The organism is Paenibacillus sp. G2S3, assembly GCF_030123105.1.
Lineage (GTDB): Bacteria > Bacillota > Bacilli > Paenibacillales > Paenibacillaceae > Paenibacillus_AQ.
Genome location: NZ_CP126095.1, coordinates 6,096,424 through 6,116,538, shown reverse-complemented (window position 1 = coordinate 6,116,538; position 20,115 = coordinate 6,096,424). Strand labels below are relative to the sequence as shown.

The window sequence follows — 20,115 nt, the reverse complement described above, 5'->3', positions numbered from 1 at the left end:
TAAAGGAAATATGCCATTTTACTTTACAGAGTATTTAAAATGGAAGAGTAACCGACAGAAGGAGTTAATGTGATGAAGATCCGTAAAGCCATTATCCCCGCTGCAGGTCTTGGTACCCGTTTTTTGCCTGCAACCAAAGCAATGCCTAAAGAAATGTTACCGATAGTAGATAAACCGACGATCCAATATATTGTCGAAGAAGCAGTTGCTTCAGGAATTGAGGATATTATTATCGTGACAGGGAAAGGGAAACGTGCGATTGAAGACCATTTCGACAACTCTTTTGAACTGGAGTTTAACTTAGCAGAAAAGCAGAAGTGGGAACTTCTTGAATCCGTTCGCAAATCCTCCGAAATGGCTGATATCCATTACATTCGCCAAAAAGAACCAAGAGGTCTCGGTCACGCGATTTGGTGTGCGCGTAAATTCATTGGAAATGAGCCGTTTGCAGTTCTGCTGGGTGATGATATTGTCGAGTCGGAGAAACCTTGTCTCAAACAGATGATGGAAGTATATGAGCAGTATAAATCCTCCATCGTGGGCGTCCAACCTGTGCCTTGGGAAGAAGTTTCCCGCTATGGATTAGTGGATGGGACTGAATTAGCTGAACGGGTCTATAAGGCCAATCGCCTTGTAGAGAAGCCGAAGAGAGAAGATGCTCCTTCTAATCTAGCGATTCTGGGACGATATATCTTAACTCCACGTATCTTCGATATGCTTGGCGAGCAGCAGGTGGGTGTAGGTGGAGAGATTCAGCTTACGGATGCCATCTCCCGCTTAAGTGAAGTGGAGCGGATTATTGCTTATGACTTTGAAGGCAAACGTCATGACGTTGGTGAGAAGATGGGCTTCATCCAGACTACTATACATTATGCACTTCAACATGAAGAGCTTAAAGATGATTTACTTCGTTATATGAAAGAGCTTGTAGATTGTGAAGTTGCTAAGGCAGGTTTATAAGTAGAACTAGTATCATCAAAAAAAGCGTACCACTGTAATCACAGTGGTACGCTTTTTCCATTTCATTCTTTTTAAAACTTTGAATTTGCGATTGTCTCGACCTGTGCTGCTTCCGCAGGATCTGCTGCAATCAGCTTATCATAGATCGCTTGATCCTCATTGTTTGATTTTTTCAATGCAGCAAGGTACCAACGGGCTATTTCACGATTCGTTGCATTCGTATAATCGTCGATAAGACCAAGCTTTAAGGTCTTAATAGCATTTTGTAACTGCCCGGACATTAACTGAATTCTACCCGCATTTAGAGCAATACTTGGTGTAAGGGTTTCATGATCACCAGCAACTTGGTTGTAAGCCTGGAGTCCAATCTTGAGATTAAGCAATTTACCTGCATCATCTTGCCCGGCACGAGCTTGTTCTGCCAGTTCGTAAGAACGGCTGATGAGCGCATCATACCAGTTCATATCCCACAGCGTTCCACTGCTAATGATATCTGCGTAACTTTCATTAAAGCCAAGCTTCAAGGTTGCAGTGGCAGCTTCTGCTTGTCCAGAAATCTGCTGAATTTTGGCGATGTTTAATGCAATCGTTGGTGTTACCGAGAACGGACGTCCTTGCAATTGCTCAGGTGGAAGCGTCTTTAGGTGCTCTATACCAGCAAGAACGTGCTCATAGGCTTCAAGTGCTGCATTGAAATATTCCTGTTTCTTAGCTTCATCTTTTTGGACAAGAGCTTGTTGTCCTAACGTGAGAGAACGACTAATTAGAGTATCGTACCACTCTATATCCCAGTTGAACTTATCAGCATTGTTACGGTAAACACCGTAAGCAAGATCATTTTGGCCTTTTAAGTCATAATAGCTTACTAATTGAGCTAGAATATTTTTATTGTATGGCTCATCTTTTAGTGCGCGAGTCAGTACGTTATAAGCCTCATTTAGAAATTGCTCATCTTGGTTCTGACTAAAAACCTGTTGATCTAAAGAGGATAGGTACAAGACTGATTCTGGATGACCTGGACGTGTTTTTAAAGCCTCAGTTAATGGTTTCTTAATTTCCTCGTAAGAATTACTAACCCCGATTAAATTTTTACCCTTTATGGCAGCATTACTGGAACCGATATAGTTAATCGAGAGGAATAGCAAGAATATAGTGCCTACCGTGAGAACAGCGGAATATCCAAGCCGCAAACCAGTTTTATTCCAACTTTTACGTAGCTGTTTGCTATCCATTACAACTGCCATGCCCGCCAGTCCAAGGAAAACGAGTATTCCCATAAAGGCATAACTCATATTGAAATCAAGTAGACTATGCACAAGAATGGATAATGCAATGATTAGATAAAAGAAACCATTCTCAAAATCATTTTTATCGCGTTTCACATACCCACGAATGTACTTATAGAAAATATACAAAATGAACCCCATAAATACGATGAAACCAAGGATTCCAACCTCGATCAAGTATTGTAAAAAGAAGTTGTGCACTTGCCGGCTAGTGTAAGGGTTGTTCTGATAATGCTCGTATAGTGAGGACCATCCTCCACCACCAGCACCAAGAATCGGGTAGTCCTTAACTACCTTCATCGCATCTTTATAAAAAGTAATCCGTTCAAGAACACTATGTTGCTGGAAATTGATGTTCTCAAGACGAGTTGCCATATTAGTAGGTAAGATATTTTTTGCACTTGTACCTATCAGGAGGAAAGCTACAATTCCGACGAGAGCAACAGAACCAAGCGGAATCCATAAACCTGTTAGTTTACGTGAAGACCAATTACTGAGCTTCTCTTCCAGCCAAGGGGCGAAAAAACGCTGAATCACCCAAGATACCGCAGCTACAGCTATTGAAGCTCCAAGCAGGTATCCCCAGCCTTTTAAGGCGCCGGAAGAAGTGAAGTTCGTATTTAACTCTAAACCTAGGTTAGTCACTGGAGTCGTAATGAGCAACGAAGCAATACCAGCGACACCAAGATGAAGAATCCAGAGAATTTGCTGTGTAGGTTTCAGAAATAGCAACAGCAATATAAATACGACAGGTAGCAATACAAGACCACCACGAGATAATGTTAATAAGATTGATACAATGATGGGAACTAACATAAAGCTATGTGTGACCGTTCCATACCATTTTTTAGAGCGAATAAGAGCAAATATAGCTACAAATAGAAAAGCCATTAGGAACGCTGCGTAGGTATTTGCATATTGAAAGATCGAAGTCAGACGAAGTCCGTTAGAGTCCGTCATTACTGCATCTAAGTAGATATTATTTCTTACGGTGTTTGAGAACCAACCCACTAGAGCTCCCGCTAGTTTGTTACTCCCCAACCAATTTAGTAGTCCAAACCCTACTATGAAATAAGCAATTGCTAGAATGGCATTTTGAATGACAACATTTACTTGCTTTTGCTTCAAGAGATAAAAGGCTATAATGAAGACTGCAACATACATGCTCTGAATAAACAACATATTCATCGCCATATAATGCGAAACTGCGACAAACAATGATAGAGCATAAGTCAGAGGCAGTAATATTGAAGCTGAAGCCACTAAGTCCCTCTGTTCATCTAGTTTGAATTTTTTGTAGTATAAGCCAACACAGACTAGCAGCAAAAGTCCACTTACTAGTGATGACACATATATAGGCTTCTCGAAGTCTAACTGCTGTCCGTTAAATAATCCCACTTGAAATGGGGCCCAACACAAAAATAAAATGAAAGCAATAACCAATGCCCATATCGGACTTGCTATCTTATCAACATTTCTCGACTGAGCAGCGTTTTTACCGTATACTGGTTTCGACACGTTATAATCTCCTTTTCCTGTAGGTACGACAATATTTTAGCATAAGAAGATAAGATAAGTCACCCAAGCTACATAGTAAGTGAATCGTGAAATAGTGAAAGGATGGATTGATTTGAAAGGAATTATATTAGCTGGTGGATCGGGGACGCGATTATACCCCTTAACAAAAGGAGTTTCTAAACAAATACTTCCTATTTACGACAAACCAATGATTTACTATCCCCTGTCTGTACTAATGCTTGCAGGGATTAGAGAAATACTTTTCATTTCAACACCACGTGACTTACCCGTATTTAAAGAGCTATTTGGAGATGGGAGTCAATTGGGGATGAGTTTCTCCTATCAAATTCAGTCTGAACCAAGGGGGCTTGCTGAAGCATTTATACTAGGCAAAGATTTCATAGGAACTGATAGTGTCTCGCTAGTCTTAGGAGATAATATTTTCTATGGTCAACGGTTCAGTGAAATATTGAAAAGAGGCTATACCTTGCAAGAGGGTGCATTGATATTTGGCTATTATGTCAAAAATCCTGTTGATTTTGGGGTAGTTGAATTTGATGGGAATAATCAAGTTTTATCTATCGAGGAAAAGCCGAACAATCCAAAATCCAATTACGCGATTCCAGGATTATATTTTTATGATAATGATGTCGTGGATATTGCTCGAACGATTCAACCTTCAGCTAGAGGCGAATTGGAGATAACTGCGATTAACGAAGTTTATTTAAATATGAATAAATTAAAAGTTGAACTTTTTGGTAGAGGTATGGCATGGCTAGATACAGGAACTCATCAGGGATTACTGGAGGCTAGTAATTATGTGGAAGCCGTTCAAAAAAGGCAGGGGCTTTATATAGCTTGTATTGAGGAAATCGCATATCGAATGGGGTATATTAATGCTACTGATTTACAAGAACTTGCAAAGCCGTTGCTTAAAACTGAATACGGTCTTTATTTAATAGATATAGCCAATAGCTTGTAAAGGAATATGATAATGAAAATGAAAAAAATCAAGATTTATTATTTTGTCGGAATAATGTTATTGATTGGTGCTGCTATCATTTTAATCAGTAATTACAGTAGTAAAAGTATTATAGATTCTGATTTTAAGTTAGCTGTGAATCTACTGGTGAAATCAGATACTCCACAGGAGATAAAGCTTTATTATAAGGAAAGTGAAGAAGGTACATTTAATGAGGATCAGACTCAATCACAGACTGCTAATCCCGGCAAAAAGGAATCGTTGACCTTTAGCCTTCCCCCTAATGCCAATATTTTGAGATTAGATTTAGGTGGGGAAACGGGTGAATTTGAGATTTATAACATAGATGTCAAAGAAGGATTAGTATCTGCTTCTTATGATATCGGTTTGTTATTGAGCACAGAATCTCGGTCAGACTATATCATTTCGGTTATAGAAACTAATAACATTCTTAATGTTATAACTAAGGGAGAAGACCCTTATTTTCTGATGGGTGATGTTAGAGACTTGGTTTATGAAGTGAAACATGACCTGTTGAATCAGATATATAGAATAGCTCTTCCAAGTGGAGCATTCATTTTATTTGTTCTAATTCTTATGAGAATACTTAAATCAATAGGATACTCGTATCTCAAGGAGTTTATAAAGGACATTGTTAGCTCTCGCACTTTAATATTGAAGCTAGCTAAAAATGATTTTAACGCAAGATATAAGGGGTCTTTTTTTGGGATAGCGTGGGCAGTAATATCTCCGTTGCTTACAGTTTTGATTTATTGGTTTGTGTTCCAAGTTGGGTTTAAATCCTCAAATATTGAAGATATCCCATTTATACTATGGTTTATTCCAGGTATAATACCATGGTTCTATTTCTCGGAAGCTTTAGGGGTAGTTACCAGTTGTTTTCTCGAGTATAGTTACTTGGTTAAAAAAATGGTTTTCAAGATTAGTATATTGCCTATAGTTAAGTTACTATCTCTTATAACTATAAACTTATTATTTGTAGTACTTGCTTTTATTTTCTATTTTGCATACGGGAATTATTTCAATTTGTATAATTTCCAAATATTTTATTATTACTTTTGTTTGCTTTTTCTTACTTTTGGTATTACGTTATTCACCTCTTCGGTGATGGTATTCTTCAAAGATATGAGTCAAGTTATTGGAATAGTTTTGCAATTTGGATTTTGGCTGACACCTATTGTATGGAATATGAATATCCTTTCTCCAACCATTTCGAAGTTTTTTAAATTGAATCCAATGATTTATATAGTTGACGGGTTTAGAGATACATTTATTTACAAGCAGTGGTTTTTCGATAAGCCATTGTACACTCTTTATTTTTGGTGTGTCAGTATTTTAATTTTATTTGGCGGGATGATTGTTTTCAAAAAACTTAAACCTCACTTTTCGGATGTTTTATAGGTGAGAGGGAGGAAATATGGATTTAGCAATAGAAGTCAAAAAATTATCTAAAGTTTACAGATTATACAATAAACCTGTAGATCGCTTAAGAGAGGCATTGAGTATTAGTAAGAAAACGTTGCACACTGATCATTTTGCTCTGCAAGATATTTCATTCACTATTAATAAAGGTGAGTCTATCGGCATAATCGGTAAGAATGGGTCGGGAAAATCTACACTATTAAAATTAATAACAGGTGTACTTACACCTACTGAAGGGACAGTTAATGCTAATGGCAAGATTGCAGCCTTATTGGAATTAGGAACCGGGTTTAATCCCGAATATACAGGTATTGAAAATATATATCTTAATAGTACAATGATGGGGTTCTCTAAAGAAGCAATAGATGATAAGGTCCAAGATATAGTTAAGTTTGCGGACATTGGGGAATTTATTAATCAGCCCGTAAAAACCTATAGTAGTGGGATGTTTGCAAGGTTGGCATTTTCAGTAGCGATTAATGTAGAGCCTGACATCTTAATTGTTGATGAAGCATTGTCTGTTGGTGATATTTTCTTTCAAAGTAAATGTTATAAAAAGTTTGAGGAATTCTCCAACAAAGGAAAAACACTGATATTTGTAAGTCACGATATGGGAAGTGTAATCAAATATTGTGCTAGATCCATTGTATTGCATGAAGGGAAGTTAGTTGCAGAAGGACCTTCAAGAGAAATGGTCGATGTTTACAAGAAGCTATTGAACAACAACATTGACGATGAAATAGAGACAACGACGATAGAAGAGGATACTTCAGAGGTTTTATGGTCAGATAAACTAATTAATAAAAATCCTAACTTTATTGAGTATGGGAATAATGAAGCGAAAATTTTTGATTTTGGAGTTTTTGATCAGAAAAAAACACCTATAAGTAGTGTTATCGGGAAAGAATCATTCTTTATAAGTATGAAAGTTGCCTTTAATACAACGGTTGTCGATCCAATTTTTGCTTTTACGATTAAAGATATCAAAGGAAACGAAATTACTGGAACTAATACAATGTACGAAAAAATAAATACAGGTACTGCAATAGAGGGTGACGTATATGATATCTCATTTGAACAGAACGTTCCACTTCAAAACGGAGGATATTTAATTTCACTAGGATGTACCGGATACAACAATGGTGAATTTCAGATTTACCACAGGTTATATGATGTACTGCATCTGAATGTAATATCAGAAAAAGATACAGTCGGATTTTTCAATATTGATTCATCAGTGACATTGAAAAAAAATAATCGATAATTTAATGGGTGAAATAATGAAGAGTTATTATGTGAATGATGTTTATCTTAATATGGAGTTTGCTCCTAATGACAACTTATATAGCGATGGTGAGGTTGAGGACAGACTTTTGGAGATCTTCAAAAGCGGTCAGGATTACAAAGCAATTTTAGAACAAAGCGACGAGTGGGCATTACTTTATCATTTATCAGAACGACGCCATAATATTCTTAATTGGTATGACTTTGAAAAAGGTTCGAATGTTCTAGAAATAGGTGCTGGCTGCGGTGCGATTACTGGTTTGTTTATTGAAAAAGAAATGAATGTTACTTGTATAGAGTATTCACATAAAAGATCATTAATTAATGCCTACAGAAATCAACATCATAAAAATCTAGAAATTATTGTAGGCGATTTTAATGAAATTACGTTAGAAAAAAAATATGACTATATTTCTTTAATCGGTGTTTTTGAATATTCCGGGTTAATTAGCAAAGGACAATATTCAAATGTTGATTTCCTGAAAAAAATCAAAAGCCTATTGAAGCCAGATGGAAAACTAATTATTGCAATTGAGAATAAATTGGGTTTTAAATATTGGGCCGGTTCTGTGGAAGATCATTTAGGGAAACTTTTTTTGAGCATCGAGGGCTATGATCGTAGTAAAGGAGTAGAAACATACTCCAAACAAGAATTAAAGTTTCTTCTGGAGAGTAGTGGATTTAACGATACTGAATTTTATTATCCTGTTCCTGATTATAAATTCTGCACACAGATTTTCACAGACAAATACCTTCCTAAAGTGGGGCAGGTCAACGATATAGTGGCAAACTATGATAGTCCAAGAGTTAGTTATTTTAATCCAGTGAAATCGATTAATAACATTATTAATAGTGGATATTTTGATGTTTTTTCGAATTCGTTTTTAGTGTTTGCAAAATTTTCTTAATACAGGATGGGTTTGAATATGGGGATTGAATATATTAAACATTCGTATAATCGAAAAAAGAAGTATCAGATCAGAACTGTTATTAAAAATTGTAATGTGGAAAAACATCCGATTTATGCTGAAGGCTTTGCACACATACAAAAGATTTCCGAGAATTACAAATTGCTTAATGCTGTTTATAATAACATCAGCATATGCAGCAGTGAGCTGTTTGATGATCATATAAAGTTCGAATATATAAAAGGGCAAACCTTAAATGAGCGTTTGCTTAAGCTTACTGATTCGTATGATAAAATATCATTTCTTGCTGAACTTTCTGAGATTACAGAGAAAATGTACAGTTCTAAAACAAAGACACCTTTTAATTATTCTGATGAATTTGAAAGTGTCTTTGGTACCGAATACAAACAACTGCTATCCTCTTGTAATTTGGAGAGCTTTTTGCACAGTAATATAGATACTAATTTTGATAATATTATTGTAAGTGATGAAGATAATAGTTGGTATATGGTGGATTACGAGTGGGTATTTTCATTTCCTATACCTATCAGATTTATTCAATTTAGAAGCTTGTTATACTTTTATACTACTAATTCTATGATGCTCCAAGAATTCATCTTGTTTGATGAAATACTGAAGCATTTTGGGTTTACAAAAGTTGAAGTTGAAGTGTATTCGGATATGGATAATAATTTTATTCGTTTTATCTCAGATAAAGGGAATTTGTTTGATAATTATGCGAAAAAAAGTGTCAATCTTGATCTTCAAGCGGAGTTATTAAAAGTAGGTAATATATACTACAGTCAACTATATATAGTTAATGCTGAAGGCATGATCGATGAGAAGGTAAGTATTATAAAAAATGTTATGCTTTCAGGTAAGCCTAATGAAGATATTATACTAATGTATGAAGGGTTGGATTTGTCGGAAATACGAGCGTTTCGTTTTGATCCGCTGAATCAATCCTGCTTTATAAAAATAAATAAGATATATTGTGTTTTTGATGATAAGAAGTACCCTATACCATACACTCAAATGAATGCATACTTAAGCGAAGAAAGTGGAATGGTCTTTATATCGGATGATCCACAAATTTATTTGGATCTTGATAAGATAAAAACAACAACATTGAAAGAAGAAGGGGAATTCACTTTAGTTATTGATTATACAATTATTGATATTGAAATTAGTGAAAGACATAAGTATTTCCCTCTGATGAAGAGCTATAATGAGATTTATGCTTCAAAACTCATATCAGATGAAAAATCTTCAAATTATTCTCAGGAAGTTATTTCATTACAAAATGAGAAAGTAATCCTAGAAGCTAGTTTACTTCAGGGACAACAAAAAATAAATTCTTGTTTAGAAGTGGAAAAAAAGTATTTAAGTGAGTTGGATTTAAAAGAAATGGATATCAAAGAATTGAAGGAAACGATAGAATCTATGAAGTTTAAGAACAAAATAAAAAAATGGATTGGGAGATAACTTTGAATGGATATATCAATTATAATTCCAATAAAAAATGGAGGAGATAAACTAGACGAGGTCCTAAATAAAGTATTTAATCAAAAAACAAATTATATATATGAAGTGATTTTAATAGATTCTGGTTCTAGTGATAACACTCTGAGTATTGTGGAACAATATAAGGTTAGACTTTATCACATACCGAAAGAAGATTTTGGACATGGAAAGACAAGGGCGTATGGGGCCTCTCTATCTACGGCGAAGTTTATAGTTTTTTTGACACAGGATGCTGAGCCGGTTAATGAGTTTTGGCTTGAGCATTTAGTTAATGCGTGTTCTTTGCGAGAAGATGTAGTAGCATCATTTGGGGCACATCTTCCTTATGAAGAATGTAATCCGTTTGATAAGAGAGATATAGTAGGACATTTCAAGAATTTTGGGAACAAGATCGATTTCCATTTTATGGATGATGAAGAGAGATATAAGAATGATGAAGGCTACAAACATTTCATTTGTTTTTTTTCTGATAATAATTCGTGTATCAGGAAAGAAGTGTTTGATAAATATCCGTACGAGGATGTTGATTTTGCAGAAGATCAAATTTGGGCGAGAAGTGTAATAGAAAAGAAAATGAAGATTGCATATACACCATATTCTGTAGTGTATCATTCTCATAATTATGATCTTAAAACATATTTCAGAAGATATTTTGACGAATATAAAGGAATTTATGAGGTTTATCAATATAAGATATTGAAGTCGTGGGTATATATTGTTCCAGCTATTATTAAACATTATATAAGTGATAGACGTTATATTAAACATTACGTGGAAGAAAATCGTAATTATTGGATGAAATATGCATTTCTGCGCAATACCTATCGCTATGTAGGAGGGTATTTGGGTAGCAACTACCATAGATACCCTCAAAAAATAAAGAACATTTTGGATCGGAATCTCTCACAACAATATATGCAGAGAAATAAATAAATAAATTAGATTGGTGATGATTGTATGGATGTCAAAGCGATTAAAAGAGTTGCTAAAAAGATATTGCGTTTGCTAAAGACAGAGAATCCTGGTTCTTTAGCAAACAAAGTGAAACAACTTGCTGTTAAAAATGATATTATAGCTCATTATTCTTTCATTGAGTCATCTGAGATGGATTGTGAAATAGAGAGTTTTAATTTGAATTTTAACGGAACTATGACTATCAATTGGATTATACCTGAGATGGGGATAGGCTCAGGTGGACATATTAATATATTCAGATTTATTAATCAGTTAGAAAGAAGAGGACATATTAATAGAGTTTATGTTATGAATGGAAATCGCTTTAATAGTAATGAATCTCTTCGAAGTTTTCTAATAGCTCATTATAATTTATCTCCTGAATCTAGCACGCTTTTTTATAATTCTGTTAATGATATGGATTATTCCCATATAACCATTGCAACTTCATGGCACACAGCTTATGAAGTCAAGAAATTCAGAAAAACTTATGAGAAATTTTATTTTGTTCAAGATTTTGAGCCTGTGTTTTACTCTGTAGGCACAGAATTTATTCTGGCTGAAAATACTTATAAGTTCGGTTTTAAAGGAATAACAGCCGGGAATTGGCTTTCTGAAAAATTGGAAAGTGAATATAACATGAGATGCCAGTCTGTTGGGTTTTCTTATGACAAAGACTTGTATATTCCCACAACTAAAAGGCAACCAGAATTAAAACAAGTGTTGTTCTATGCACGGCCAGTAACTCCAAGAAGATTGTTTGAAATGGGATTATTAATATTGAATGAATTACACAAGATACGCCCAGAGACCGGAATCATTTTTGCAGGTTGGGATGTAAGTAACTATGAAATACCATTTCCTCACTTAAATGCTGGGAGTGTATCAATTAACGAGTTGCCTGATTTATACTCTCAATGTGATTTGGGATTAGTTCTTTCTGGTACTAATCTGTCTCTTCTACCGCTAGAAATGATGGCCTGCAACTGTCTGGTCGTTTCAAATAAAGGACCTAATGTTGAGTGGTTATTAAATGAGGGGAATTCCTCTTTAGTCGATATAGATTATAAAGCCATTGCAATAGAGATGGCACGTTTACTCGACGATGATGCTGAACGTCAAGAAAAAATAAAAAAAGCATATGATTTCGCTATAAATACGTCGTGGGATAAAGAAGCTGATAAATTTGAATTATTCTTAAAAGAGGAGCTCTTAAAAAAATATGAACAAGATTAAGTGTTTAGTTTTGGGAGCAAATGGTTTTGTGGGTTCGAATCTTGTGAAAGAACTTTCGAAATTAAATGACTTATTCGAAATAACTACTTTTTCTAAAGAGTCTGAAGTAATTCCCAATGTGAAATGCGTAAAGGGTGATTTCACTAGAGAAGCAGATCTAATGGAAGCTGTGAATAATATCGATGTAATATTCCATCTCATTAGTTCTTCTAATCCTGCGCGTTCGGAAGCAAATCCATTTGAAGCTTATCAAGTAGACTTGTTACAATCCCTGAAGTTATTAGAAATTGCACGTGAACGAGGTGTGAAAAAGATTATTTTTGTCTCCTCAGGTGGGACAGTATATGGTAATCATGAATATTTGCCTATTGATGAGAATCATCAAACAAATCCAATGAACAACTATGGAATATCAAAATTGGCGATTGAAAAACTTCTATTAAAATATAATAAGAGTTATGGTATGAAAAATTTAATATTAAGACTTGCTAATCCTTATGGTTCTGGGCAAAATAAGAACAAAAATATTGGCGCTGTTACAATATTTTTGAGTAAAATATTAAATGAGGAAACAATAACCATTTTTGGTGGTGGGAACACTGTTCGAGATTATATTTATATTGATGATGTAATCTCAGCTTTGATAAGCTCTGCTACTTACTTAGGTGTTGAAGAGGTATTTAATATTGGAACAGGAAAAGGAACATCTTTAATTGAATTAATCTCTTTGATCGAGTATAAATTGCAGAAAAAAGCGATCATTGAATATGTGGATTCTAGATCTATTGATGCTGAAGTCAATATATTATCGATAGACAAAGCTAAAAGGGAACTTGGTTTTTATCCAAAGTATAGTCTTGAGCAAGGCATTGATAAATACACCGAATTTATGAGCATGAAGTAATTGCTATGGAGGTCTTATTTTGAATCATTATAAAATTCAAGTGTTACTCTCTATATATAATGGAGAGAGGTATTTAGATGAACAACTTGGAAGTTTAATGACTCAAGAAGATGTGGATATCCATGTATTGATAAGGGATGACGGATCATGCGATATGTCAGTTAATATAATTAATGAATATATTAAAAGATACCCTAATAATATTACTTTCTATACCGGAATGAATGTTGGTGCGAAACAAAGCTTTTTCAATTTAATTGTTAAAAGTTCTGAGGACTTTAATTATTTTTGCTTCTGCGATCAAGATGATGTTTGGGATAGTAGAAAAATTATAAACGCAATCAACCTAATAAGAGAAAATGATCTAACACAGCCTATACTTTACTGCTCTTCTACTAAAATGGTGAATTCTCAATTGAAATTCATAAATTCATGGCCTAATCGGCCTGATAGGGAGTTAACCGTATATAATGCAGTTCTTGAAAACATTGCAGTAGGATGTACTATAGTAATGAATGCAAATTTAATGGTTTTAGTAAAAAACAATCTTCCCAAAAATTATGGTAATGTTATTATGCATGATTGGTGGATCTATTTGTGTGCTTCTTGTTTTGGAAAGGTCATATTTGATCCTAGGCCGTTTATTCTTTATCGTCAGCATAATGATAATTTACTTGGTGGTCAGACAGAAACCTTTGCAATCAAATGGAAGAAAAGATATACGCGATTTGTTAGGAATTATTATGGGAAGATGCTGAGTACTCAAGCTGAAGAGTTCTTTAATATTTATATGGATCAATTGCCAAATAAGGAAAAAACGGATCTTAGAACATTTATAGTTAAACGGGATCTGAATTTCTTTAAAAGGATTAGCTATGTATTGAAGACACCTATGTACAAACAGAGGCGCTTAGATAGTTTTTTTTACCGGATTAAATTTGTTTTACGGAAGTTATAATTTGGGTAAGTTTTTCAACAAAATACTTGGCAGAAAAAACAAAGCTGAAATACAAGTGGGAGATGTGATATGTCCAGATTCACAAAGCTATTGAAAATAAATGCACTACATATATTTATAATAGTCGCATCTATTTTTGGGGTGTTATTTGTATTTATTACACCACCATTCCAAGCTCCTGATGAGCAAGTTCATTTTTATAAAGCCTATGCAGTTTCTGAGGGTCAGTTCCTTTGCTCGAGTGAAGGGGATTCTTATGCCGGGAGTTACTTACCATCTAACATTTCCGAATTCGTAAATAGTACTGATATGACTAGTACAAGTAGAAATATTGAAACACTAAATAATGCATCCAAGTATTATCCAAGTAGTAAAAAGGTGTTCTTTGAACACTACAGCAGTTGTGTATATAATGCAGCGCCTTATTTACCACAAGCATTTGGAATTCTTATTGGCAATATTCTAAATCTAAATTTAATGTGGATCTTTTACTTGGGTAGACTAACAAATTTATTAGTATACATAATGATTTGTGCTATTTCCATCCGATTGATACCGCGTTTAAAGAATGTAGTAATGTTATTAGCATTAATGCCTATGTCCTTACATCAAGCTGGATCATTAAGTGCAGATGCTTTAACAAATGCTACGGCTTTCTTATTACTTTGCTATATTCTATATATTAAATATAAGGAGGATAGCTTCGTAAACCGGAAGAACCTTATAATCATTGCGATACTCTCCATGGTTTTAGGTTTACTGAAGATTACTTATTTTCCGTTATCGCTTGCAATATTCCTAATTCCTCATACTAAATATAAAACTATAAAGAACTATCTCATAATAAATACTCTTATTGTATGCTTAGCTACTGTCTCAGCAGTACTTTGGATGTTTTTCACAAAGTCTATGAATATCTTTTTCCCTGTAGATACAGCGGTTCAATTAAGCAACATATTACAGAACCCTTTAGATTACGGCCAATTACTAGTAAAGAATATTTTTAATTACGATAATTTGTATTTGCAGTTTATAGGAATATTAGGTTGGTTGAGCGTTCCATTACCAATGGTAGTTTACATTCTGTATTTTATAGCACTATTTGTTGTTGCTTTTGTAGAAGGGAGTAAAGAAAGAGAATATACTGAGGGCAGAATTCTTTCAATTGTTCTCAGCATAGGTATATTTATTATTTGTTATATACTTATTGAAACCTCATTGTATTTAAATTGGCCTCAAACAAGTCCCGTGATTGTTGAAGGTGTGCAAGGAAGATATTTTATACCGATAGTTTTGTTGTTCTTTTACGGATTATATTTACTGGCTCCAACATTTATTAAGTACTCTAAATGGGTAATATGTATTATTCTAATTGCTACTTTGCTTGTTGCATCAGGAAAAATGCTTCAGCACTATTATTTTTTTGGACCTCAATATCAATTGTTAGAACCCGATAATAATCACTTTATTGAAGGTGGGATATTGGCGGATACAGAGATAAATCAATATATCAAAGCAGAAAACAATAACCTAAGTGGCTTTAGCGTATATATATCTACCTTCGAAAAACAAATAACTAGTCCATATAAATTAGTGCTGCAGGACGCTAAGGATCGGAGTACTATTCGGGAAGTTAACTTAGATGTGAGTAAAATAATAGATAATGCCTATTATGATATTTCATTTGAACCTATTGCGAAATCCAAAGGGAATAACTATATTATCTCCATTTTCCCAACAGAGTCTCAGGTTCTTTCACCCATTACTTTCCAGTTGAGCAAACCTAATATATATACAGATGGTGATTTATTTATTAAAGGAGTTAAATACGAAGAGGACATAGTTTTTAGACTTCTGTATTAGAGTATTATTCTAGTGAAGTTACAAGAATTCATGTTCAATAGAATTATCAATAAGAGTGAGGGAGCTCCTTATATGAAAGTATTAGCAATCATACCAGCATATAATGAAGAGGGGAATATTGAGGAACTAATATCTAAATTAAAGGAGATCAACGTTGATGTATTAGTAATCAATGATAAATCTACTGACATGACATTGAAGATTCTCGAAAAAATGCAAGTTAATTATATAGATTTACCTTGTAACTTAGGTATTGGTGGGGCAGTTCAGACGGGGTATGCTTATGCAGTGAAGAATAGATACGATATTGCAATTCAAGTAGATGGTGATGGACAACATAATCCAATGTTTATTAAGAATTTAATAAACCCAATTATTCAGAATGAAGCAGACATGGTTATAGGCTCTAGATATATCAACAAAGAGGGCTTTCAATCAACATTTATGAGGAGAGTTGGTATTAAGTATTTTAGTTCATTAATAAAATTGGTAACTGGTAAAAAAATTACTGATCCGACATCTGGCTTTAGAGCCTGCAACTTGGAAGTTATTAATTACTTTTCTGTTTATTATCCTGTTGATTATCCTGAACCGGAGTCTATAACTGCTTTGTTGAGAAAAAATTATAGATTGATGGAGATTCCTGTAACCATGATGGAAAGAAAATCCGGACTGTCTTCTATCAATTTTGTTAGATCTATTTACTATATGGTTAAAGTTACATTGGCTATATTGATTGAGACTATCAGGAGAAATAAGAATTTTAACAAAAGAGAAGAGTTGCAAGGGGTTGACGTATGATTGCCTTGAATTTGCAAATAATTTTGATAGTTGCTAGTATTCTTTTATTCATATTTTTTGTTACAAAAATTAAAGCATATAAAATAGAACTAAAGTATACTATTTTGTGGATGTTCATAATATTTATTAATATTTTGCTTGCTTTATTTCCGGGAATTTTAACGTTTTTATCCGATTTATTATATATTGAGACTCCAGTAAATACTTTGTTTTTATTTGGTTTTTTAGCATGTTTTATGATTTTATATAGCTTATCTGTCTCTGTGTCGAAATATTCGATTAAAATTAAACAGCTTTCACAGGAAATAGGGTTACTTAAGAATGAATTGGAAAAATATAAGAAGGATAGTGCAGAATGAATCTTATGGGACTAATTCAATCTAATATAGTAAAGCAATTCATAAAGTACGCAATAGTTGGTGTCATAGGAACAGCAGTACAGTCGCTAACGCTAATCTTGCTTGTAGAGAAAATGAGTGCGAACCCTTTATTAGGATCAGTTATTGGATTTATATTTTCTTTAATAGTGTCTTACTTTATCAATGTTAAGTGGACATTTAAAACAGAAAGAAGGTCTTCTTTTTTCTATAAGTACATGATTGTATCGATTTCAGGCTTAGGTATTAATCTTTTAATAATGTTTCTAATGGTTAATTTAATTGGCTTATGGTATATTTGGGCTCAAATGGCAATTATTATAATTGTTCCAATTAGTAATTTTTTTCTTAATCGTTATTGGGCTTTTGCGTAGTAAAAGCTAAATGAAAATATGTATACAGATTAGGTATGAATATCACCTTGAATTTAAAACATATTGGACAGTTACTGAGTAAGATATACATCAGAGCGGTTCTAATAAATCTGTATGGTGATTTTTTGATCCAATATAAATATTTAAAAGTGGGAGGCTTTTAGATGAAAGCTACAGCCTTACAACTAAAAGGTGCAAACATGTTAGAGCCTGTGGTTCACGGTGACAAACGTGGATTTTTCATGGAAAGCTACAACGAAGAAGTAATGCATAAGCTCGGCGTAAACTACAATTTCATTCAAGACAATCAGTCCCTCTCTGCAGACGTTGGAGTGCTGCGTGGTCTTCACTACCAGCTGAATCCCAAAGCTCAAACGAAATTGATCCGTGTTCTAACTGGAGCTATTTACGATGTAATCGTTGATATCCGTCGTAATTCCCCTACATTTGGTCAATGGGTTGGCGTAATTCTTAGCGAATATAACAAACGCCAACTGCTTGTGCCGAAGGGCTTTGCACATGGATTCTGCACATTGGTTCCGAACACCCAAGTGTTATATAAGGTGGACGAATATTATTCCCCTGAGAATGATCGCGGCATATTATGGAATGATCCAGCGTTAGGTATTGATTGGCCGACTTCTAGTCCGATATTATCGGATAAAGATCAACGTCATCCTGTACTGAAGGACGCAGAACTTAACTTCGAATTATAAACATAACATTTCATTGAACAAAAGGTGGGCTATAAATGAAACTGCTAGTTACCGGCGGAGCCGGATTTATCGGCAGCAATTTTGTATTATACATGCTGCAACAACATCCTGATTATCAAATCGTTAACGTAGACGCGTTGACGTATGCAGGTAATTTGGAGAATTTGAAATCAATTGAAAATCATCCGAACCACAAGTTCGTAAAAGCAGACATTACAGATGTACAGGCAATGGATGCTTTGTTTAGCCAAGGTGTGGATGTAGTGGTGAATTTCGCGGCTGAATCGCATGTGGATCGGAGTATTTTGGAGCCTGAAGTGTTTGTAAAGACGAACGTGCTTGGAACACAAGTACTTTTGGATGCAGCGAAAAAATACAGTGTTACTAAATTCGTTCAGGTTTCTACGGATGAGGTTTACGGATCACTTGGAGCAACTGGGTTGTTTACTGAAGAAACTCCTTTGACTCCGAACAGTCCTTATTCGGCCAGCAAAGCGGGTGGAGACCTGCTTGTACGTGCATACCATGAAACATTCGGACTGCCAGTAAACATTACCCGCTGCTCGAACAATTATGGCCCGTATCAATTCCCTGAAAAACTAATTCCGTTGATGATCTCTCGCGCACTTGCGGATCAAGCGTTGCCTGTTTATGGTGATGGGATGAATATTCGCGATTGGTTGTATGTTGAGGATCACTGCAGCGCGATTGATTTGGTTATTCATGAGGGCGTGAATGGCGAAGTTTATAACATTGGTGGCAATAACGAGCGCACGAATGTGCATATTGTAAACACGGTACTTCAAGAATTGGGCAAACCCGATTCTCTGATTACTTATGTTCAAGACCGCCCAGGTCATGATCGCCGCTACGGTATAGATCCAACTAAGATTATGAACGAACTGGGATGGAAGCCGAAACATACATTTGAAACAGGTATTAAAGAAACCATCCAATGGTATCTCAATAACCGTGAATGGTGGACTCGCATTCAATCTGGGGAATACCAGAAGTACGCTGAATTACAATATGGCGATCGTTTGGGAGAGTCTCTATAATGGCTCAACTTAAGGTACTTGTTACAGGCGCGGCCGGACAACTAGGCCAAGACGTAGTTTTACTACTCCAGGATCAAGGTCACCAAGTGATGGGCTGCGACCGTCAAGAGGTGGATATCACCGATCTGGATCAGTGTATCCAGGTTATTGGTGAGTTTGGACCGGATGCTGTCATTCATTGTGCTGCGCATACTGCAGTAGATGCGGCAGAAAGTGACATCGATGCAGCTTATTTAATTAATGCAACGGGCAGTCGAAACGTAGCGCTAGCTTCTGAAAAAGCTGGAGCTAAGCTGGTGTACATTAGTACGGATTACGTATTTGATGGTTTGGGAGTACAGCCTTACCATGAGTATGATAATACAGATCCTAAGAGTATATATGGTAAATCGAAGCGTGCGGGCGAGGTGCTCGTTCAATCCCTCTCTTCTAAGTATTTCATCGTACGCACATCATGGGTGTATGGTAAATACGGGAATAACTTTGTCAAAACAATGCTAAAGCTTGGTCAAGAAAAGCCAATGCTTCAAGTAGTCGATGACCAGAAGGGTTCGCCTACCTATACAGTCGATTTAGCTCGGTTTTTGCTTGAGCTTATCCAAACTGAAAAGTATGGAGTATACCATGCGTCAAATAGCGAATCTTGCACTTGGTTTGAATTTACACAGGCTATTTTTGCAGAGGCTGAGGATATTTTGGGCTTGAAATTCACTGCCAAGCTTGAACCGTGTGCGACAGAACAGTTCCCTCGACCTGCACCGCGTCCCCGTAATTCAGTGATGGAGCATTTGTCGATACGTACTAACGGTTTTGAGGATATTCGACCTTGGCGTGAGGGACTAAGAGATTTCCTTCTGGAGCTAAAAGAATAGAATAATAACCATTGAAACTCCCAAATCGTTTATAACGATGCGGGAGTTTTTTGTATTCTTTCGCTATAATAGGAAGGGAGTAGGTAGTTAACAAGAA

18 protein-coding genes are annotated in these 20,115 nt (G+C 35.1%); 17 read left to right on the top strand and 1 reads right to left on the bottom strand.

Features of this window, described 5'->3' with window-relative positions; all coding sequences use genetic code 11:
* Positions 1 to 72: 72 nt before the first annotated feature.
* Positions 73 to 960, top strand: coding sequence for a UTP--glucose-1-phosphate uridylyltransferase GalU (gene galU / locus QNH28_RS27155; RefSeq protein ID WP_283909264.1), 888 nt, complete (start codon positions 73 to 75; stop codon positions 958 to 960).
* A gap of 71 nt (positions 961 to 1,031) precedes the next feature.
* Here the strand turns inward: galU and QNH28_RS27150 are convergent, their stop codons facing one another.
* A complete protein-coding gene (locus QNH28_RS27150; protein ID WP_283909263.1) occupies positions 1,032 to 3,764 on the bottom strand; it encodes an O-antigen ligase family protein in 2,733 nt (910 codons plus the stop codon).
* A gap of 112 nt (positions 3,765 to 3,876) precedes the next feature.
* Between QNH28_RS27150 and rfbA the strand changes: the two genes are divergently transcribed.
* The 16 genes from rfbA to rfbD all read left to right on the top strand — a co-directional run bounded on the left by rfbA (position 3,877) and on the right by rfbD (position 20,018).
* Complete coding sequence (gene rfbA, locus QNH28_RS27145) at positions 3,877 to 4,746, top strand: glucose-1-phosphate thymidylyltransferase RfbA (RefSeq protein ID WP_283912277.1); 870 nt, start codon at positions 3,877 to 3,879, stop codon at positions 4,744 to 4,746.
* A 12-nt stretch (positions 4,747 to 4,758) separates the two neighbouring features.
* Positions 4,759 to 6,168, top strand: a complete 1,410-nt coding sequence (locus tag QNH28_RS27140) for an ABC transporter permease (protein ID WP_283909262.1) — start codon at positions 4,759 to 4,761, stop codon at positions 6,166 to 6,168.
* A gap of 16 nt (positions 6,169 to 6,184) precedes the next feature.
* Entirely contained in the window at positions 6,185 to 7,453 is a 1,269-nt protein-coding gene (locus tag QNH28_RS27135; RefSeq protein ID WP_283909261.1) for an ABC transporter ATP-binding protein, read from the top strand.
* A 31-nt stretch (positions 7,454 to 7,484) separates the two neighbouring features.
* Positions 7,485 to 8,381: a class I SAM-dependent methyltransferase gene (locus tag QNH28_RS27130; RefSeq protein ID WP_283909260.1), complete on the top strand. Its 897-nt coding sequence runs from the start codon at positions 7,485 to 7,487 to the stop codon at positions 8,379 to 8,381.
* A gap of 96 nt (positions 8,382 to 8,477) precedes the next feature.
* Positions 8,478 to 9,866 (top strand): hypothetical protein, encoded by a 1,389-nt coding sequence (locus QNH28_RS27125; protein WP_283909259.1) that lies wholly within the window; start codon positions 8,478 to 8,480, stop codon positions 9,864 to 9,866.
* A gap of 6 nt (positions 9,867 to 9,872) precedes the next feature.
* Positions 9,873 to 10,838 carry a glycosyltransferase family 2 protein gene (locus tag QNH28_RS27120; RefSeq protein WP_283909258.1) on the top strand — a complete coding sequence of 322 codons (966 nt, stop codon included), beginning with the start codon at positions 9,873 to 9,875 and terminating at the stop codon, positions 10,836 to 10,838.
* 24 nt (positions 10,839 to 10,862) lie between these two features.
* Entirely contained in the window at positions 10,863 to 12,095 is a 1,233-nt protein-coding gene (locus tag QNH28_RS27115; RefSeq protein WP_283909257.1) for a glycosyltransferase family 4 protein, read from the top strand.
* Positions 12,082 to 12,999, top strand: coding sequence for an NAD-dependent epimerase/dehydratase family protein (locus QNH28_RS27110; protein WP_283909256.1), 918 nt, complete (start codon positions 12,082 to 12,084; stop codon positions 12,997 to 12,999). The genes QNH28_RS27115 and QNH28_RS27110 overlap by 14 nt, the downstream gene beginning before the upstream one ends.
* 19 nt (positions 13,000 to 13,018) lie before the next feature.
* A complete protein-coding gene (locus tag QNH28_RS27105; RefSeq protein WP_283909255.1) occupies positions 13,019 to 13,957 on the top strand; it encodes a glycosyltransferase in 939 nt (312 codons plus the stop codon).
* Positions 13,958 to 14,026: 69 nt separating this feature from the next.
* Positions 14,027 to 15,820 (top strand): DUF2142 domain-containing protein, encoded by a 1,794-nt coding sequence (locus QNH28_RS27100; RefSeq protein ID WP_283909254.1) that lies wholly within the window; start codon positions 14,027 to 14,029, stop codon positions 15,818 to 15,820.
* Positions 15,821 to 15,892: 72 nt separating this feature from the next.
* Positions 15,893 to 16,621 (top strand): glycosyltransferase family 2 protein, encoded by a 729-nt coding sequence (locus tag QNH28_RS27095; protein WP_283909253.1) that lies wholly within the window; start codon positions 15,893 to 15,895, stop codon positions 16,619 to 16,621.
* Positions 16,618 to 16,980, top strand: coding sequence for a DUF2304 domain-containing protein (locus tag QNH28_RS27090; protein WP_283909252.1), 363 nt, complete (start codon positions 16,618 to 16,620; stop codon positions 16,978 to 16,980). Before QNH28_RS27095 ends, QNH28_RS27090 begins: the two co-directional genes overlap by 4 nt.
* Entirely contained in the window at positions 16,977 to 17,372 is a 396-nt protein-coding gene (locus QNH28_RS27085; protein WP_283909251.1) for a GtrA family protein, read from the top strand. Before QNH28_RS27090 ends, QNH28_RS27085 begins: the two co-directional genes overlap by 4 nt.
* A gap of 164 nt (positions 17,373 to 17,536) precedes the next feature.
* On the top strand, positions 17,537 to 18,088 hold the full coding sequence (gene rfbC / locus QNH28_RS27080) for a dTDP-4-dehydrorhamnose 3,5-epimerase (protein ID WP_283909250.1): 552 nt from the start codon (positions 17,537 to 17,539) through the stop codon (positions 18,086 to 18,088).
* Between the two features lie 35 nt (positions 18,089 to 18,123).
* Positions 18,124 to 19,146, top strand: coding sequence for a dTDP-glucose 4,6-dehydratase (rfbB, locus tag QNH28_RS27075; RefSeq protein ID WP_283909249.1), 1,023 nt, complete (start codon positions 18,124 to 18,126; stop codon positions 19,144 to 19,146).
* The gene (rfbD, locus tag QNH28_RS27070; RefSeq protein WP_283909248.1) at positions 19,146 to 20,018 is read left to right on the top strand and encodes a dTDP-4-dehydrorhamnose reductase; all 873 of its coding nucleotides are present in this window, start codon (positions 19,146 to 19,148) and stop codon (positions 20,016 to 20,018) included. Before rfbB ends, rfbD begins: the two co-directional genes overlap by 1 nt.
* The last annotated feature ends 97 nt before the right edge of the window (positions 20,019 to 20,115 follow it).

What these genes read in the sequence shown, in the direction of transcription:
- QNH28_RS27120 (WP_283909258.1), top strand. Translation starts at nt 9,873, where the DNA reads ATGGATATATCAATTATAATTCCAATAAAAAATGGAGGAGATAAACTA.
- QNH28_RS27090 (WP_283909252.1), top strand. Translation starts at nt 16,618, where the DNA reads ATGATTGCCTTGAATTTGCAAATAATTTTGATAGTTGCTAGTATTCTT.
- rfbB (WP_283909249.1), top strand. Translation starts at nt 18,124, where the DNA reads ATGAAACTGCTAGTTACCGGCGGAGCCGGATTTATCGGCAGCAATTTT.
- galU (WP_283909264.1), top strand. Translation starts at nt 73, where the DNA reads ATGAAGATCCGTAAAGCCATTATCCCCGCTGCAGGTCTTGGTACCCGT.
- QNH28_RS27110 (WP_283909256.1), top strand. Translation starts at nt 12,082, where the DNA reads ATGAACAAGATTAAGTGTTTAGTTTTGGGAGCAAATGGTTTTGTGGGT.
- QNH28_RS27135 (WP_283909261.1), top strand. Translation starts at nt 6,185, where the DNA reads ATGGATTTAGCAATAGAAGTCAAAAAATTATCTAAAGTTTACAGATTA.
- QNH28_RS27115 (WP_283909257.1), top strand. Translation starts at nt 10,863, where the DNA reads ATGGATGTCAAAGCGATTAAAAGAGTTGCTAAAAAGATATTGCGTTTG.
- QNH28_RS27140 (WP_283909262.1), top strand. Translation starts at nt 4,759, where the DNA reads ATGAAAATGAAAAAAATCAAGATTTATTATTTTGTCGGAATAATGTTA.
- rfbD (WP_283909248.1), top strand. Translation starts at nt 19,146, where the DNA reads ATGGCTCAACTTAAGGTACTTGTTACAGGCGCGGCCGGACAACTAGGC.
- QNH28_RS27095 (WP_283909253.1), top strand. Translation starts at nt 15,893, where the DNA reads ATGAAAGTATTAGCAATCATACCAGCATATAATGAAGAGGGGAATATT.
- QNH28_RS27085 (WP_283909251.1), top strand. Translation starts at nt 16,977, where the DNA reads ATGAATCTTATGGGACTAATTCAATCTAATATAGTAAAGCAATTCATA.
- QNH28_RS27100 (WP_283909254.1), top strand. Translation starts at nt 14,027, where the DNA reads ATGTCCAGATTCACAAAGCTATTGAAAATAAATGCACTACATATATTT.
- rfbC (WP_283909250.1), top strand. Translation starts at nt 17,537, where the DNA reads ATGAAAGCTACAGCCTTACAACTAAAAGGTGCAAACATGTTAGAGCCT.